Consider the following 16384-nt stretch of genomic DNA (forward strand, 5'->3'; position numbering starts at 1 on the left):
AAAAAAAGAGCTTAAATAATTATTTAAGCTCTTTTTTATTTGTCTTCTTGGCTATCGACTTCCAGTCTTGTAATTAACGGGAAGTGATCCGAATTTTTAAACTCTGGATAAGTCTTAAATGACTTTACATGAATACGAGGATCTACGAACACATAGTCGATACGCATCGGATAAGCGAAGTCATACGTCTTCCCAAATCCTGTTCCCCCTTCCACAAATGCATCATTCAGATTTCCTTTAATATTTCTATACACATACGAGAATGCACTATTATTCATATCTCCACAGATAATCTTAGGGATAGACACATCATTCATATGAGATTCTATTAACTCAGATTGCATCTGCTGTTCTTTAAACGCCTTTGCTATACGATTAACGATTAGCTTAGACTTAGCCTCATCAATACTCTCATGGATATCAGGGCTAATACTGATAGACTGTAGGTGAATACTATACACTCTTATCGTATCCTGATCTTTCAGAATATCTGCAAAAATCACATTGTTATTAGAGCTAGGTAAGTTAATCTCCCCTTTATCAATAATTCTAAACTTAGAATAGATAGCCTGTCCCGTTTTTATCTTATTCCCATGTGAGGTAATAAACTTATAAGGATATTGACTGAACTTTATATTTGTATTCTTAGAATATTCTTGAAAGCACAATACATCAGGATCATGAAGATCTACGAACTCTTTTATCTTATCAGGAACATGCTCATCTGGAATCCAATTAAACAAATTAAAAAGACGAACATTATAACTCATTAAAGTGAACTCCTTTTCTCCGACCTCTTCATTTCTACCTGAGAACTTATAAAACTTATTAGCAAAAGTAATCCCAAGTACTAGAATTAAAGAAGACAACCATATTTGCCTTTTTAATTGAATTAACCAATAGATAAAGAACGCTAGATTAATAATCAAAAAGAAAGGTAATATTAGCGTAAATACAGATAATAAAGGAAATAACTTAGGCGCTAAAAAAGGCAAAAAATACCCTACTAATGACATAATCGCCATTAGTATATTAGTCCCAAATACAAACTTGTTAAACCAAGATAGGTTCTTCATATTTTACTCTTTTCCAGCTCTAAACAGAAAGTCTTTCTCTTCTTTGGTAAGGCTTTCATATCCAGATTTACTGATTTTATCTAATATCTTATCTATTTTCTGTTGTCTCTCATCCTTGTTTTCACTGACTGTTGCTTCTCGGCGATTCTCCTTATTATTTACATATACTTTCTTAAAACGAGTTCCTTGATTTCGTTTAAATAAATTACTTATTTTATCAAAGATAATGCTTAAATCGGTTCCTGCTTCTAACATTTTAATATAGATCAATCCCATTAGTGCACCACCTAAGTGAGCCAGATGTCCTCCTACGTTACTTGTATTCAACTGGATAATATCTAAAATAATAATAAAAGTAGCAATATGCCACATCTTTACATTTCCGATTAAAGCTAATCGTACTTGCATCATAGGAGCATGTACTGCCACCCCTACTAATGGAGCTATAGTAGCTGCTGAAGCGCCTACTAGTATAGACCCTGTCGACATAAACATTCCTCCTAGCAAGAAGATCACTCCACCTAATAAAGCACCTAATAAATACAAAGTTAAAAACTGCTTGTCTGTAAAGAAAGTAGCAAATAATCTTCCTACAAAAAACAAGACAATCATATTAAATAGAAGGTGAATCACTCCTGCATGTACGAATGAATACGTCAATAACGTCCATGGTTTATACAATAGTGACATAGGGTTGCTCCCAAGAGCTAACCAAGATAATAAACTAGCGCTAAAGGAAGAAAAGAATACTTGCAACAACATAATGATTACTGAAATACCTACATTCCAGTAAATCAACTTTTGTACAATACCACCAGCTCTATACTGGTACTTCAAATCATCTAATAGCTTACTCATTATCTATCCCAACGGTTATTGTTAAACTGTGTCTTCTTATAATACATCATTAATAAATACCCCATCAATGCTCCCCCTATATGAGCGAAGTGAGCGATACCTCCACCTCCACCGAATAGACTGAAGCTACCTGCAACACCTCCGTATAAATCTATCAATAAAATACCTGGTACAAAATATTTAGCTTTAATAGGCACAGGAATAAACATCATCATTAACTCTGCATTAGGGAACATAAACGCAAAGGCTACTAACAACCCATACACAGCTCCCGAAGCCCCTACTACAGGCGTATTATATGCAGATAGAAAATTATGTAACTGACCATCTCCTAGTATACCTCCCCATCTTAGATCATACTTTCCTTCTTTTAATAGCGCCATTACATCACTAGCATTATACCCATTATCTGTAAGAGTAGACACAGCAGAGTGAACACTAAAATAATTCACTCCTGTATGTAACAGAGCCGCTCCAAATCCACATAGTAAGTAAAAAGTAAGAAACTTCTTACCTCCCCACATCGTCTCTAACGTACTACCAAAAGAGAACAAAGCAAACATATTAAACAGAATATGCATGATACTCCCATGCATAAACATATGAGTTAAAGGTTGCCAAACATAGAATGATGGACTTTCAAAATAATACATTGCGAATAACTCTTTGATCGCTGGTATAAACATACTAGCTCCGAAGAAGATTACATTCACTATAATTAAATGCTTTACTGTCTCTGATATTCTCATTATAATGCGAATTTTTTTTCTATATCCTCTACTTTCATCGTTACAAAAGTAGGTTTCATAAAAGGTGATACACTTGGTTCTTGACAAGCGAATAATGAGTTCACAATATTCTCTTGTTCTTCATCATTTAACACAGTTCCTGTCTTCACAGATAAGCTATGTGCTAATGATTTGGCAATGCGATCACTCTGTCCCATTGCTGTCTTAGGTACTCCATCTTGGAAGTCACTAATCAAATCTTCTAATACGATAGAAGCCTCACTCTCTGATATATTAACAGGCAGTCCTGAGATAACCACATAATCTTGTGTCATGTGTTCAAACCCAAAACCAGTCTGTTGTAACATCGGGTATAACTCTCTTAGTATTTCTACCTCATAAGGAGAGTAATACAACGTCAATGGAAATAATAACTGTTGAGAAGAAGCTGTATGATTCTGTATACTCTCCATAAACTTCTCATACAATATACGCTGATGCGCTCTCCCCTGATCGATGATTACCATTCCCGACTTTATCGGACTGACAATGTATTTTCTATTAATCTGGAAGCGTTTCACTCCCGTGATTTCTTCTTGTTTATTTTCGAACAGATTCCCTGTCACAAAATCACTCTCTAATTTTATGCCAGAAACATCTAAATCTTCTCCAGAAGAACGAAGTCCTTCATAGAGATTCTCCCATCCTTCTATATTACTCTTAGAAGACAAGGCTCCTTTAGAGAATGAGGATGACGAACTCTTCTTCACAGAAGGTTTATTAAACTTAGATTCTATAACATCTGGTTCTCTATTTACTTTAGATCCCAGTGTGATTTCCTCTTCATATCTATCCTCTACGGTATTATTTCCTTTGCTCTCTAGTACTTCACCTAGATCATCAGTATAACTTAAAAAGCTATGATTACTTTTACTCTCTAACGTCTCACCTAAAGAAATATTTTCTTCCGTATTACTTTTACTTTCTAGAACATCTATAAAGCGGTTATTCTCTATATCATTCCCCTTATTCGTCACCTTATCCCCGAACGGATTCATGGATACATACGTCTCATTATTCTCCAGATCATCTATAAAGCGAGTGTTCTCTATACTACTATCTGTAGCTCCGATAAACATAGCCGCATTATTATCAAATGGATTATATTCAAACTTATCTGACTCTGTAAGTAGCTCCCTGTGAAAAGGGTTAAAGTTCCTATCTACTTCTATAGTAGGAGTTGATGCTTCTTTTCCCTCGAAGTCATACGGAGTATCTAAACTAGCATCTCTCTGAAAATCTAATACCGGCGCTACATTAAACTGTCCTAGACTATGCTTAATGATAGAGCGAAGAATACTGTATAAGGCCTGTTCATCGTCGAACTTTACCTCAGTCTTCGTTGGATGTATATTGATATCTATACTATCTGGTGGTACACTAAAGTAGATGAAATAGCTAGGGTGTGTTCCTTCTTTTAAAAGTCCTTCATAAGCCGCCATAATAGCATGGTGTAAATAACCACTTTTAACAAAGCGATCATTCACAAAGAAGAATTGCTCTCCTCTACTCTTTTTAGCAAACTCAGGTTTCCCCACAAATCCTGTCACCTCTACGATCTCTGTATTCTCTTTAATAGGTACTAACTTTTCGTTTGTTCTAGTACCGAATACATTGACTATACGCTGACGAGCATTCGTAGGCAATAGATTAAACACTTCGCTACCATTGTGTATTAAAGAGAAATGTATATTGTGATGCACTAATACGATTCTCTCAAACTCATCAATAATATTTCTAAACTCTACATTATCGGACTTTAAGAAATTGCGTCGTGCGGGTATATTAAAAAATAAATTCTTTACTGAAAATGAAGTCCCTGCAGGAGTAACAGCTACTTCCTGACTCACTAGTTTAGTCCCTTCTATAACAATATGGGTACCTAGCTCAGCCTCATGTGTACGAGTCTTTAACTCCACATGAGCAATCGCTGCGATAGAAGCCAAGGCCTCTCCTCTAAATCCTTTAGTACTTAACGCAAATAAATCCTCTGCTTTGGAAATCTTAGAAGTAGCATGACGCTCGAATGACATACGCGCATCGACATCACTCATACCCTTTCCATTATCAATAACCTGTATTAAAGTTTTACCAGCTTCTTTTAGAATCAACTTAATCTCTGTAGCTCCAGCATCGACAGAGTTCTCTATCAATTCCTTAACCACAGACGAAGGGCGTTGTACTACTTCCCCTGCTGCTATCTGATTCGCTACGTGATCTGGTAGTAAACGAATAATATCTGACATCTATTTGCTCCTCTATTATTAATCTAATTGTTTAGATAAATTCCACTTAAAGGACAAATTTAAAGAATTAAAAATTCCTTTACTATTTCTCTATTGTAATTTATTTCTAAAATATAGAGGACACTTTCTGAATTATAGAATTAAACACTATTTACTTCATCCTATGACAACCTTTTTTTAAATACTTATCTAGTAAATAACATTGCTGATAAGTTCTAGACTAATTATGATGATAGTACTTCCACTCCACTTGTCATTCTGAGCTTGCGAAGAATCTCATCCTATATGTTTGTGGAGTTATTAGCGAGATGCTCCTCACATACTCTGTTTTCGCAGACTTTGTCAGCATAGTAGTTTAGAGGAGAATGCTCTGAGAATAAAAGGAACATCCTTGGACAAACACGCGCTCTCCTCCACTAAATACGGAGTATTGTCCATGTATTGTCGAAGGATTTCAGTAGAACCCCCTATTTATATGGGCTGAAAGCCTATACAAGTAAAACACAAATTTGACCTAAAAACAAATAAATAACTACAAATCAATAACTTAATAAAAACACAAGACTAAAAAAAAGCATATACTTTTTTTAATTTAAAGCCCAAAAAGAAGGAAAATAGAGGGTAAAGAGTAAAAAAGTAGGATTAGTTCTCTTTAAATCGCTAAAAAAAGTGTTGAAATATATCCATTTTTAAAAAAAATAAGAAGGATTATTTTAGAAAAGAAAAAATATAAAGAAAAGGGGTACTCACTAAACAGTATTAATAGTCTGACACCCCCTCTTACAGAAAAATATAAAACAAAAAAAGAGAATTTCTATTGCTAGAAATCCTCTATCTTATATCCTATAAATAGATTGCGCTTACGCTTTTCTATTTAAATCTATCATTTTTAAAGCTGCGATAGCTGCTTCTGTACCTTTGTTTCCGTGTTCTCCACCACTACGAGCAATAGATTGTTCGATATGGTTATCTGTCAGTAGACAGAAGATTACAGGGATATCAGAAATTAGGTTAAGGTCTTTAATACCATGTGTTACTCCTTCGCATACGAAGTCGAAATGCATCGTCTCTCCCTTAATCACACACCCTACTACAATAACTGCATCTAAGGTCTCATCTACTTCTATCATTTTTTTTGCTCCGAAAATTAATTCAAAGCTACCTGGTACATTCCAGCGAACTATGTTTTCAGCTAATAGACCACAGTCTAATAAGGCTGCTTCTGCACCAGAATACAATCCATTAGTGATTTGGTCATTCCATTCTGAAACTACGATACCTACTCTAAAATCTTTCCCATCAGGAAGTGTAGTTTTATCGTATTCAGATAAGTTTTTATTTGCTGTTGCCATACTTATTGTGCTAAACCTATCAAGGCATCTACTCCTCTGTATTCTACAGAACCTTGGTAGTTATTTTTAATCTCGTTGAAGTTCTTAAGCGCTTCTTCTTTTTTACCTAATTCTAAAGCAACTAAACCTGCTTTATTTAAATACCTAGGTGTAGTAAAATCATTTTTCTGCTTAGCAGCTGCTTTTTGATAATACTCTAAAGATTGTTCTTGTTGCCCTAATTCAGAGAAAGCATCACCAATAGCTCCTAAAGCTAATGGTGCTAATACTGCATCATTTCCTTTGAATTTCTCTAAATGCTCGATTGCTTTAGCGAAATCTCCTTTATGTAAATATGCTGTACCCGCATAGTAGTTTGCTAAATCCGCAGACTGTGTACCACCGTAATTTTCTATAATTCCTAAGAATCCTAGTTTACCTTCTCCACCGTTAAGTGCTAAGTTAAATAAAGAGTCTTTAGCAGTACCATTCATTAAAGCATCGTTATAATAACTCTGTGCCTGAAACATTTCGTTCGCAGCGTCATCATTTTTTGGCTCAACAACAAATTTGTCATAACCAACATACCCCAAAGTAGCCAAAGCAACAGCACCTACGATACCAAAAATTACTTTTTGATTGCGCACTACCCAGCTTTCCATTCTATTTGCTCCTTGATCTAAAGAGTTAAATACCTCAGCTGTCTTACTGTTAGATGAATCAATATTGTTATATTGTTCAAACTCATTATCTTCTTTTTCTTGTTCAGGTTTAGGGGCTTTATAACCTCTTTTATTATAAGTTGCCATTTATACAAAGTTTAATGAGTCGCAAAAATAGGATTTTTATTGTAATATAAAAGTGCTTTCTATCTATATTTTTGATAATTTGCACCAAAATTTGATAAAGCACTCTCTAAAACGTTAAAATAACTAGTAACCACGTGTATTTAAAAAAATTAAACATATTAAATTTCAAGAATATTAGCGATAATACTTTCTCTTTTGACCAGAAAATAAACTGTTTTATTGGGTTAAACGGAGTTGGTAAAACCAATATCTTAGATGCTATATATTATATGGCTTACGGGAAGAGTTACTTCAACCCTATAGCCGTACAGAATATCAAACACAACGAAGATTTTTTTGTAATCGATGGTACATTCATTAGAGATGAAAAGGAAGAGCACATCGTATGTAGCCTAAAAAAAGGACAGAAAAAAATCCTGAAGAGAAACAATAAAAACTACGAACGATTCTCTGATCACTTTGGCTTTATTCCCCTAGTGATTATCTCTCCTTCTGACAGCGACTTAATTACAGAAGGAAGTGAGACTAGACGTAAGTTTATCGATAGTGTGATCTCTCAGATGGATGGCAACTATCTACAACTGCTTATACAATACCAGAAGCTAATCAGTCAGCGTAATGCGCTTCTTAAGAGTTTCGCTCAGAATCACTATTTCGACGGAGAGACGTTGGCAGTCTATAATGAGCAGATTGCAGAACTGGCACACCCTATTCACGAGAAAAGAAGAGATTTCATCAAAGAATTCACTCCTATATTCTCTCATTATCACAGTCTGATCACAGAGAATAAAGATGATGTATCTCTAGAATATGAGACGCAGTTAGATGATAAATCTATGTTAGACCTATTCGCAGAGAATCTTGCCAAAGACCGTATGCTACAGTACACTTCTGTCGGAATACATAAAGATGACTTGGCATTCGAACTGACAGGACATCCTATTAAAAAGTTTGGTTCACAAGGACAGCAAAAGTCATTCTTAATCGCACTAAAATTAGCTCAATTTGAGTTTTTAAAAACACAGCGAGGCGTAGCTCCTATCCTCTTATTTGACGATATCTTTGACAAATTAGACGAGAATAGAGTCCGCAAGATTTTAGAGCTAGTTAATTTAGATACCTTTGGTCAACTCTTTATTTCGGATACACACGCTGATCGAACAGAAAGCCTGTTAAATAGTGTAAACCAAGGTTACGAGATTTTTAAAATTCAACAAAACGAAGAATAAACTAATAATACCCCTAAGACAATGAATATTCACGAGAATGTATCGCTAAAACCATATAATACGTTTGGATTAGATGTAATGGCTAAATATTTTATTGAAATAAAACAGATAAATGATCTAAAAGAAATAGTCAAGGCTAATAAAAGTGACAAGCTATTCATCTTAGGAGGAGGTAGTAATATGCTACTAACACAAGACATCAATAAGATCGTCATCAAGCTAGATCTAAAAGGAATCAATATCATCAATGAGGATGACGACTATGTATATGTAGAGGCTGAGGCTGGAGAGAATTGGCATGAGTTCGTCCTATGGTGTATCGAGCACAACTATGGAGGTGTAGAGAACTTATCTCTTATACCTGGTAATGTAGGGACTACGCCTATCCAGAATATTGGTGCTTATGGAGTAGAAATTAAAGATGTGCTACACAGCTGTAAAGCTCTTAATATGGAGACACTACAGGTGGTAGACTTCACGAATGCTGAATGTGAGTTTGACTATAGAGAAAGTGTATTTAAAAATGCGCTAAAGAATCAATACATCATTCTATCTGCAACGTACAAACTAACTAAACAAAATCACAATCTTAAAGTAGAATACGGCGCTATAAAAAGTCAATTAGATGCTGATAATATTACCTCTCCTAGTATTAGAGATATTAGTAATGCTGTGATCTCTATCAGACAGAGTAAGCTGCCTGATCCTAAAGAAATCGGTAATAGTGGTAGCTTCTTTAAAAACCCTATCGTAGACAGAGACTCCTTCGAGAGACTGTATAGAGTATACCCTAGCATGCCTCATTATGTCATCAATGAACAGGAGGTAAAAATACCTGCAGGATGGCTAATCGAGACCAGTGGCTTTAAGGGATACCGACTAGGTGATGCTGGTGTACATGAGAAACAAGCTCTAGTGCTAGTTAATTATGGAAAAGCAGAAGGCGAGCAAATCAAGAAATTAGCAGAGACTGTACAACGAGAAGTCTTTAATCTATTTGGCATTTCTATTCACGCAGAAGTCAATATCTTTTAAAAATGTATTTAGCTTGTTTAAAATACTTTTATAGGTAAATATATATCCCTTTTTGAGGTGAATTACTGCATATTTTCTTTTAGATAATTATATCTATCTAATAAAATACAATACAGTTATAACCCAAAAGCAGTGTATTCAAAATATATAAACTATTTTTAAACAAGCTTCTATATTCTTTTAACAGATTAATCGTACATTTGCAGACCTTACGGGAATAGATATTCACTATGCTAACACTTTTATTTTACATTTTCATTGCTGTTATAGTTATAGAAATATTACAGTATATTATCATCTATGGACCACTAGCTATGTCTAATAGCCTTCCGACTAAACGATATGCTGATCTAGAACCTATTTCTGTCATTGCCTATGTAAAAGACCAACAAGAGAAGTTAGAGAACTTTCTATCTGTTCTTATACAACAAGATTATCCTGAATACGAACTTATACTAGTCTATAGTGCATCTGATGACGAAAGCTTAGAAATATTAGAGAAATTCTGTTTAACTTATCCTAATACTAGACTAGTCAATGTAGAAAATATAGAGGCCTTCTGGGGCAATAAGAAGTATGCCTTAACTCTAGGGATGAAGGTGGCTAAGTATGAGCGCTTCATCTTTACAGAACCTGCTGTTACTCCTATATCTGATAAATGGTTGCTAGCGATAAGCAAAGGATTCTCTTCTACTAAGAAAGTAATACTAGGACATACTAAAATCGAAAAAAAGAAAAGGTCTTTTATCAATCAATTAATCCGTTTCCAAAATACGTATAAGACAATAAACCTATTCTCATGGGTGTCGTATGGTAGACCTATCCACGGCAATGCTTATAATCAAGGATACAATAAAGAGTTGTTCTTTAAAGTAAACGGGTTTATAGACCATATGAAAACTCCTTATGGAGATGAGTATGCCTTCATCAATCAAATAGGGACAAGTAGTAATACAACAACCGCACATGACCGCGACAGCTTCGTTTGCTTACAAGTGGAGAGCAAGACTAGTACATGGACAGGTAATATAAAGAAGTATGACTTACTTCTTAGAACCTCATCTATCTTTACACAATTTAAAATTAGATTCTTTAGTCTATGTCACCTTCTGTTCTTCGGGCTATTCACTACGCTGATTAGTTTTCTTTTTAACTGGGAGATTGTACTAGGGTTATTTGTATTCCGTTATTTGATTATATACATCTATAACTATAAGTTATTTAAAGTATTTGATGATAAAGATTTGGTGTGGACACTGCCATTCTTAGAAATTATTCATATTTTTATCACTACGTATTACTCAATACTACATTTTATTACACGTAAAAAAATTTGAAAAACTTAGTTCAAGAAAATATCCTAGCAGCTCAAAAGGGAGACCAGATAGCGTTTACCTTCTTGCTAAACCATTATTGGTCTGAAGTATATAACTTTATGCTTAAAAGAACAGCAAATGAAGTGGATGCTGAAGATATTACTATTGAAACTTTTTCGAAGGCATTTACCAGCATCAGTAAGTACGATCCTACTTACGCCTTTAATACTTGGCTGATCAGCATTGCTAAAAATGTGCATATTGATATGATCAGAAAACGTAAGAATATGTCTTTCTTAGATATCAATGACGAGGAGAATCAACAGTATCACGATATCATAGATGATACGATGAACAAAGAAGATGAACTGATACAAGAACAGAATCTAGTGATCTTTAAAAGTTATATCAACTTACTTAAACCCCATTATCAAGAAGTAATAGATATGCGTTTCTTCCAAGAAATGTCTTATAACGAAATCGCAGAAGCCTTAAATGAACCTTTAAACAATGTCAAGGTCAAGATTATGCGTGCTAAAAAACTATTAGCAGAGATTATCCTTAAACAGATAGATCAAAACTTCTCTATCTAATCTTCACAAACTATAATACCCTATAATTAGGTATAAATTTTCGCTTCTAATAATCACAGTATGTGAAGTGACTTTAAAAATATTAGTATTATTTTTATTTACCATCCTTTATTTCACACGCAAGATTAGCAATACACCTCTATAATATACAGCTATTTAGCTAAAATAACTCCAATCCTATAATTATTTCATAACGAGTAAAAAAAGCTCATTCCATTTTTAAAAACTGATATTTATCACAATAAAAGACAACAAGGTCTTTTATCTTTGGTATACAAAAATGAACAAAAGAACACAGTTATGAATACAAAGGTACAAACACTAAAAACCAAACTTGGAGTACTACTATTATCTCTAGGTTTACTAACAATTGGAGGTTGTCAACAGAAGGACAAGGCTCCTACAAAGATGACTCCAGAGATGGCTGAACAAATAGTAGTCAAAGGAGAAGCTGAAGCTGAACTAACTGCACCTCCCCTAGTACCTAAACCTGTAGGAAAAAGGGATGCGACGAAACTAATTGTTAATCTAGAGATCTTAGAACAAGAAGGTGAAATGGTAGATGGAGTAAAATACATGTATTGGACTTTCGGTGGTACTGTACCTGGTAGCTTTATCCGTACCCGCGTAGGTGATGAAGTAGAGTTCACTCTTAAAAATCACCCTGACAATAAACTTCCTCACAATATTGACCTTCACGCTGTGACAGGTCCTGGAGGTGGAGCTGCATCATCATTAGTAGCGCCTGGACACGAGGTAACGTTCTCTTTTAAAACACTACATCCTGGTCTATATGTATACCACTGTGCTACTGCTCCAGTAGGGATGCATATCGCTAATGGGATGTATGGTCTAATCTTAGTAGAGCCTGAAGGTGGACTACCACCTGTAGACAAAGAATACTATGTGATGCAAGGGGACTTTTATACGAAAGGGAACTATGGAGAGAAAGGACTACAACCATTCGACATGAATAAAGCATTAAAAGAACAGCCTGATTATGTAGTATTCAATGGGCATGTAAACGGATTAGTCAATGAAAATGCAATAACTGCTAAAGTAGGAGAAACAGTAAGATTATACGTAGGTAATGGTGGACCTAACTTAGTGAGTTCTTTCCACGTAATCGGAGAGATCTTCGATAGAGTACATGTAGAAGGAGCTGATCTAATCAACGAAAACGTACAGACTACACTTATACCTGCAGGAGGTGCAGCGATAGTAGAATTTAAAGTAAATACACCTGGTACATTTGTATTAGTAGACCACTCTATCTTTAGAGCCTTTAATAAAGGAGCACTGGGAATGCTGAAAGTAGAAGGAGACGAAAATCAGAAAGTATTTGCAGGTAAAATAAAAGAAGGAATATACTTACCTGAAGGAGGTACTATACAAAATATGCCTAAAGAACCGGCTAAAAAAGAAGTAATAGAAAACAAAACGCTTGCACAACAAATAGCTGATGGTAAGAGTGTGTTTACTAGAACATGTTTTGCTTGTCACCAATCTGAAGGACAAGGTATAGAGAAAATATTCCCTCCTCTAGCAAAATCTGATTACTTAAATGCAGATGTGAATAGAGCGATAAAAACAGTTATAAACGGACTACAAGGAGAGATTACAGTTAATAAAGTAAAATATAACTCTATCATGACGAGTCAAAACTTAAGTGACCAAGAGATAGCTGACGTATTAACTTATGTGTACAATAGTTGGGGAAATAATAAAACTGTAGTGAGCCCTCAAATGGTTCAAAAAAATAGATAAAATGTTTTTTCTTGATAAATCAAACTTCATTGTGTGTCTTCTGAGCATAGTAACCTTAACAGGAATATATGCTCAGAAAACGACACCGATGGTCACTATCAAAAGTGGAACTTTTGTTCCACTTTACGGTAGTACAGAAGAAGGCTATGTAAAAGTAGCTTCTTTCAAAATGGATCAATACGCTGTGACCAATGAACAGTATGTAGAGTTCTTAAAGAAAAACCCAAATTACCAACGCTCACAAATCAAAGCGTTATTCGCTAATAAAAGTTATTTATCTCATTGGAAAAGTGATTTAGACTATGGCGATTTAAAACCTAATGCTCCTGTGACCAATGTATCTTGGTTCGCAGCTAAAAAATACTGTGAGTTACAAGGCAAAAGATTACCTACTATGGATGAATGGGAATATGTAGCCATGGCTGATGCTAAGAATATGGATGCTCGCCAAAAAGAAGAATATAATAAGTATATCCTCGCTTGGTACGAAACTCCTAAGACTTATGTCAATCCTGTAGGGAGCACCTTTAAAAATTACTGGGGTGTATATGATATGCATGGCTTAATATGGGAGTGGGTAGCAGACTATAATTCAATCTTCTTGTCTGGAGAAAGCCGTAAAGACAAGGGCAATGACGAGAACTTATTCTGTGGAAGTGCTTCTATTAATGCTTCTGACCTGATGGACTATGCTGCCTTTATGCGATACGGTTTTAGAGGTAGTCTTAGAGCTAATTTTACAACAAAAAACTTAGGTTTTAGATGTGCACAAAACCCTTAAAAAAAGAACATCATTATGAAAAAGACATTGATAGCATTACTAAGTTGTTCTACTTTACTACTAACTAGTTGTAAAGAGACAAAAGCTACAGAAGAACAACCTCAAGCTACAGAACAGACTGCAGAGTCACAAGAGATTTCTGATTTGTCTATTTACAATCTACCTTCTACCTGGACTACACAAGATGGTAAAGATATTGAGCTAAAAGACTTACAAGGTAATGTACTAGTTATGGTCATGATTTATACTTCTTGTAAAGCTGCATGTCCTCGATTAGTAGCTGATATGCGTAATATCGAGGAGAGAGTAAAAGGTAAAAACGAAGATAAAGTAAGATATGTATTAGTCAGCATTGATCCACAAGTAGATACTCCTGAACGTCTAAAAGCATTTGCTAAAGAGAATCAAATGGATGGCCCTCAATGGATATTCTTACGCTCTACTGAAGAAGACACAAGAGAATTTGCGGCTACTCTTGCTGTGAATTACAAAAAGATCTCTCCAATAGACTTCTCTCACTCTAATATCATTAGTGTGTTTAATACCAAAGGAGAATTGGATTATCAACAAGAGGGACTTGGTATAGACTATGCCCCTACTGTAAAAGAAATAGAGCGACAACTCGCTTTAATTAAATAAGAAAGTTAGTTATTAGTTTGATAATATACTGCTCTGCTTCATAATAGAAGTAGAGCAGTATTTTTTTTGTACATAAAGTGCCTTTAATTCTAGTTACTTATTTAAGAATATAAAATAGTTCCAATAATAAAAAGCTATTACTTGATCACTTCAAAAGTATAATCAAACAATAGCTTTATATATAATAATACTAACAGATATTTTAATAGTTAAATAAATAAACCATTCAATACCTTTCAGTTATAAATTCATTCCTCTTTATATTCCTCCATATCTAATAAAGCTACCTAATATAAGCATCACAATACTAATAGTCGTAACAGATAAAATATGGAATGTCATTAAAGGAAGTTTCTTAATATCAGTCTTTAGACGAGGCAGTACGTAAAACTGAGCACTTAGCGCAAATAAAGCTATAGTGAATAGACATGCTAATTTTAAAGAAACAACACGTTCTATTGGAGTTTCAAAAGCAAACCAACTCGCTAACTTTACATTGTAAATATAGGCCATACGCACACCTGTCAGCAACATCACAAATAAAGCTGGCATACCAAACCACTCATATCTACTCTCAAAGTTAAATAACTTCTCTACTGACTTCTCTTTCCATACTTGAGGTAATATCACCACGCTTAATAAGATATGTCCTCCTACCCATATAGTAGCCCCTAATAGGTGTAATATTAATAAAAGGTGTAATTCATTCATGACTTTCTAATTTTAATATATGATAATAATAAAAACAAGATACTGATAGGAAGTAATACAGATGCCCAAAATAAGAGTACAGGTGTATTAGCTATCCAAACAACTCCTATAAAACCTTGTAATCCTTGTATAAACAAAATTATTTCTGTCAATACAAAACCTACTACTAAGAATAGTATTCCTGTCTTTAAACAAGTATTTACAACTATTCTTTTTTCTTGAACCATTAACCAAACTCCAAAACCACTCAAGACTCCTAACATATTCAAATGGATAAAACCAATGATCCAACTGCGCAGAGCTTGTAATTGAATCGCTATTGATTCTGATATAGCTAATAACTGTGTGCCTATTCGCATTATAAGGCATATTCCTGCTAACACTAATAAAAGCCAGACAAAGATGCTTTCATTATTATTTCGTTGCTTAAATACTTTAAAAAAGGGTTTAATTAAATATCCCACTGAATACAATTGCAATAAAACGCCTACAGCATTTAAGTAATGTAGTATAGGTAATTCTACATACCAACTCACGGGTAAAGCATAAGTGAGTATTACAGATACTATCCAAGTGTAATAAAAAGGTTTAAACTTAGATAAAGAGTATCCCTTAAACACAATGTCAAACAATAAGGCTAAAAAGGCAGTTAAGAACCATCCATCAAACTGAAAATGTAAGAAGAACTGTATGCATATCTGATAGAAGGCACTAGCCTTCCCCATCATGCCTACTGCTGGTCCTAAGCACCAAACTCCTATGGTAGAAAATGCCATAAAGAACAAAGAGGTTTTTAGTAATGTACCTTGCTGTGTCTCTGAGGCAGTGTTGTTCTTCCATAAATGAATGACAAATACATAAGAACAAATAATGTGTAAAGTAGAAAAAGCAATAGATGCTGCGGCATATCCCATAAAAGGAAATGTCAGTGCCATTCCAAGCACAGCTAATTGAGTCATCCAAAAAAGTCGGGCATAAAACTTCTCTTCTTTAAGAGTTTTTATACCAAACTGTTGAACAAACAATACATAAACCAATAAATACAACCATCCTAATAAAGCAATATGAGAGTGTGTATGTAAAATATACAAAAATGTCACTCCTTCTATCGGGTAGACGAACATACTTCTCAGCAAAAGTCCTAATAGGGCTGCTGTAAGAAAGTTGACCAAAGGAATGATATAATAGACTGGTTTCATAAGCTG

Annotated in this window: 15 protein-coding genes; 7 read left to right on the forward strand and 8 right to left on the reverse strand. The window is 34.6% G+C overall.

What is annotated here, in order from left to right:
- Window positions 1–35: 35 nt before the first annotated feature.
- The 6 genes from MPR_RS14750 to MPR_RS14775 all read right to left on the reverse strand — a co-directional run bounded on the left by MPR_RS14750 (window position 36) and on the right by MPR_RS14775 (window position 7108).
- Window positions 36–1076, reverse strand: coding sequence for an endonuclease/exonuclease/phosphatase family protein (locus MPR_RS14750; protein WP_041893828.1), 1041 nt, complete (start codon window positions 1074–1076; stop codon window positions 36–38).
- A gap of 3 nt (window positions 1077–1079) precedes the next feature.
- Entirely contained in the window at window positions 1080–1934 is an 855-nt protein-coding gene (locus tag MPR_RS14755) for a rhomboid family intramembrane serine protease (RefSeq protein ID WP_041893831.1), read from the reverse strand.
- A complete protein-coding gene (locus MPR_RS14760) occupies window positions 1934–2683 on the reverse strand; it encodes a rhomboid family intramembrane serine protease (RefSeq protein WP_041893832.1) in 750 nt (249 codons plus the stop codon). Before MPR_RS14760 ends, MPR_RS14755 begins: the two co-directional genes overlap by 1 nt.
- Complete coding sequence (gene mutL / locus MPR_RS14765; RefSeq protein WP_041893835.1) at window positions 2683–4968, reverse strand: DNA mismatch repair endonuclease MutL; 2286 nt, start codon at window positions 4966–4968, stop codon at window positions 2683–2685. Before mutL ends, MPR_RS14760 begins: the two co-directional genes overlap by 1 nt.
- Before the next feature lie 860 nt (window positions 4969–5828).
- Window positions 5829–6320 carry a 6,7-dimethyl-8-ribityllumazine synthase gene (ribH, locus tag MPR_RS14770; RefSeq protein ID WP_006260284.1) on the reverse strand — a complete coding sequence of 164 codons (492 nt, stop codon included), beginning with the start codon at window positions 6318–6320 and terminating at the stop codon, window positions 5829–5831.
- Between the two features lie 2 nt (window positions 6321–6322).
- Window positions 6323–7108 (reverse strand): tetratricopeptide repeat protein, encoded by a 786-nt coding sequence (locus tag MPR_RS14775; RefSeq protein ID WP_016650458.1) that lies wholly within the window; start codon window positions 7106–7108, stop codon window positions 6323–6325.
- A 134-nt stretch (window positions 7109–7242) separates the two neighbouring features.
- Between MPR_RS14775 and recF the strand changes: the two genes are divergently transcribed.
- The 7 genes from recF to MPR_RS14810 all read left to right on the forward strand — a co-directional run bounded on the left by recF (window position 7243) and on the right by MPR_RS14810 (window position 14468).
- On the forward strand, window positions 7243–8337 hold the full coding sequence (recF, locus tag MPR_RS14780; protein ID WP_025124489.1) for a DNA replication/repair protein RecF: 1095 nt from the start codon (window positions 7243–7245) through the stop codon (window positions 8335–8337).
- A gap of 21 nt (window positions 8338–8358) precedes the next feature.
- Window positions 8359–9372 (forward strand): UDP-N-acetylmuramate dehydrogenase, encoded by a 1014-nt coding sequence (murB, locus tag MPR_RS14785; protein ID WP_041893840.1) that lies wholly within the window; start codon window positions 8359–8361, stop codon window positions 9370–9372.
- A 230-nt stretch (window positions 9373–9602) separates the two neighbouring features.
- On the forward strand, window positions 9603–10709 hold the full coding sequence (locus MPR_RS14790; protein WP_041893842.1) for a glycosyltransferase family 2 protein: 1107 nt from the start codon (window positions 9603–9605) through the stop codon (window positions 10707–10709).
- Complete coding sequence (locus MPR_RS14795) at window positions 10706–11281, forward strand: RNA polymerase sigma factor (protein WP_041893845.1); 576 nt, start codon at window positions 10706–10708, stop codon at window positions 11279–11281. Before MPR_RS14790 ends, MPR_RS14795 begins: the two co-directional genes overlap by 4 nt.
- A 267-nt stretch (window positions 11282–11548) precedes the next feature.
- Entirely contained in the window at window positions 11549–13048 is a 1500-nt protein-coding gene (gene nirK / locus MPR_RS14800) for a copper-containing nitrite reductase (protein WP_041893847.1), read from the forward strand.
- Between the two features lies 1 nt (window position 13049).
- The gene (locus MPR_RS14805) at window positions 13050–13829 is read left to right on the forward strand and encodes a formylglycine-generating enzyme family protein (protein ID WP_041893850.1); all 780 of its coding nucleotides are present in this window, start codon (window positions 13050–13052) and stop codon (window positions 13827–13829) included.
- Between the two features lie 15 nt (window positions 13830–13844).
- Window positions 13845–14468, forward strand: coding sequence for an SCO family protein (locus MPR_RS14810; RefSeq protein WP_041893852.1), 624 nt, complete (start codon window positions 13845–13847; stop codon window positions 14466–14468).
- 258 nt (window positions 14469–14726) lie between these two features.
- On the opposite strand, the gene MPR_RS14815 is transcribed toward MPR_RS14810, so the two are convergent.
- Window positions 14727–15179 carry a CopD family protein gene (locus MPR_RS14815; RefSeq protein WP_041893855.1) on the reverse strand — a complete coding sequence of 151 codons (453 nt, stop codon included), beginning with the start codon at window positions 15177–15179 and terminating at the stop codon, window positions 14727–14729.
- The gene (locus tag MPR_RS14820) at window positions 15176–16378 is read right to left on the reverse strand and encodes a hypothetical protein (protein WP_041893858.1); all 1203 of its coding nucleotides are present in this window, start codon (window positions 16376–16378) and stop codon (window positions 15176–15178) included. The genes MPR_RS14815 and MPR_RS14820 overlap by 4 nt, the downstream gene beginning before the upstream one ends.
- Between the last annotated feature and the right edge of the window lie 6 nt (window positions 16379–16384).

Origin of the sequence: Myroides profundi, from assembly GCF_000833025.1 — a bacterium.
GTDB classification, from domain to species: Bacteria; Bacteroidota; Bacteroidia; order Flavobacteriales; family Flavobacteriaceae; genus Flavobacterium; species Flavobacterium profundi_A.

Coding starts and splice junctions, on each gene's coding strand:
- MPR_RS14750 (WP_041893828.1), bottom strand. CDS start 1,076: ATGAAGAACCTATCTTGGTTTAACAAGTTTGTATTTGGGACTAATATA.
- MPR_RS14755 (WP_041893831.1), bottom strand. CDS start 1,934: ATGAGTAAGCTATTAGATGATTTGAAGTACCAGTATAGAGCTGGTGGT.
- MPR_RS14760 (WP_041893832.1), bottom strand. CDS start 2,683: ATGAGAATATCAGAGACAGTAAAGCATTTAATTATAGTGAATGTAATC.
- mutL (WP_041893835.1), bottom strand. CDS start 4,968: ATGTCAGATATTATTCGTTTACTACCAGATCACGTAGCGAATCAGATA.
- ribH (WP_006260284.1), bottom strand. CDS start 6,320: ATGGCAACAGCAAATAAAAACTTATCTGAATACGATAAAACTACACTT.
- MPR_RS14775 (WP_016650458.1), bottom strand. CDS start 7,108: ATGGCAACTTATAATAAAAGAGGTTATAAAGCCCCTAAACCTGAACAA.
- murB (WP_041893840.1), top strand. CDS start 8,359: ATGAATATTCACGAGAATGTATCGCTAAAACCATATAATACGTTTGGA.
- MPR_RS14790 (WP_041893842.1), top strand. CDS start 9,603: ATGCTAACACTTTTATTTTACATTTTCATTGCTGTTATAGTTATAGAA.
- MPR_RS14805 (WP_041893850.1), top strand. CDS start 13,050: ATGTTTTTTCTTGATAAATCAAACTTCATTGTGTGTCTTCTGAGCATA.
- MPR_RS14810 (WP_041893852.1), top strand. CDS start 13,845: ATGAAAAAGACATTGATAGCATTACTAAGTTGTTCTACTTTACTACTA.
- MPR_RS14815 (WP_041893855.1), bottom strand. CDS start 15,179: ATGAATGAATTACACCTTTTATTAATATTACACCTATTAGGGGCTACT.
- MPR_RS14820 (WP_041893858.1), bottom strand. CDS start 16,378: ATGAAACCAGTCTATTATATCATTCCTTTGGTCAACTTTCTTACAGCA.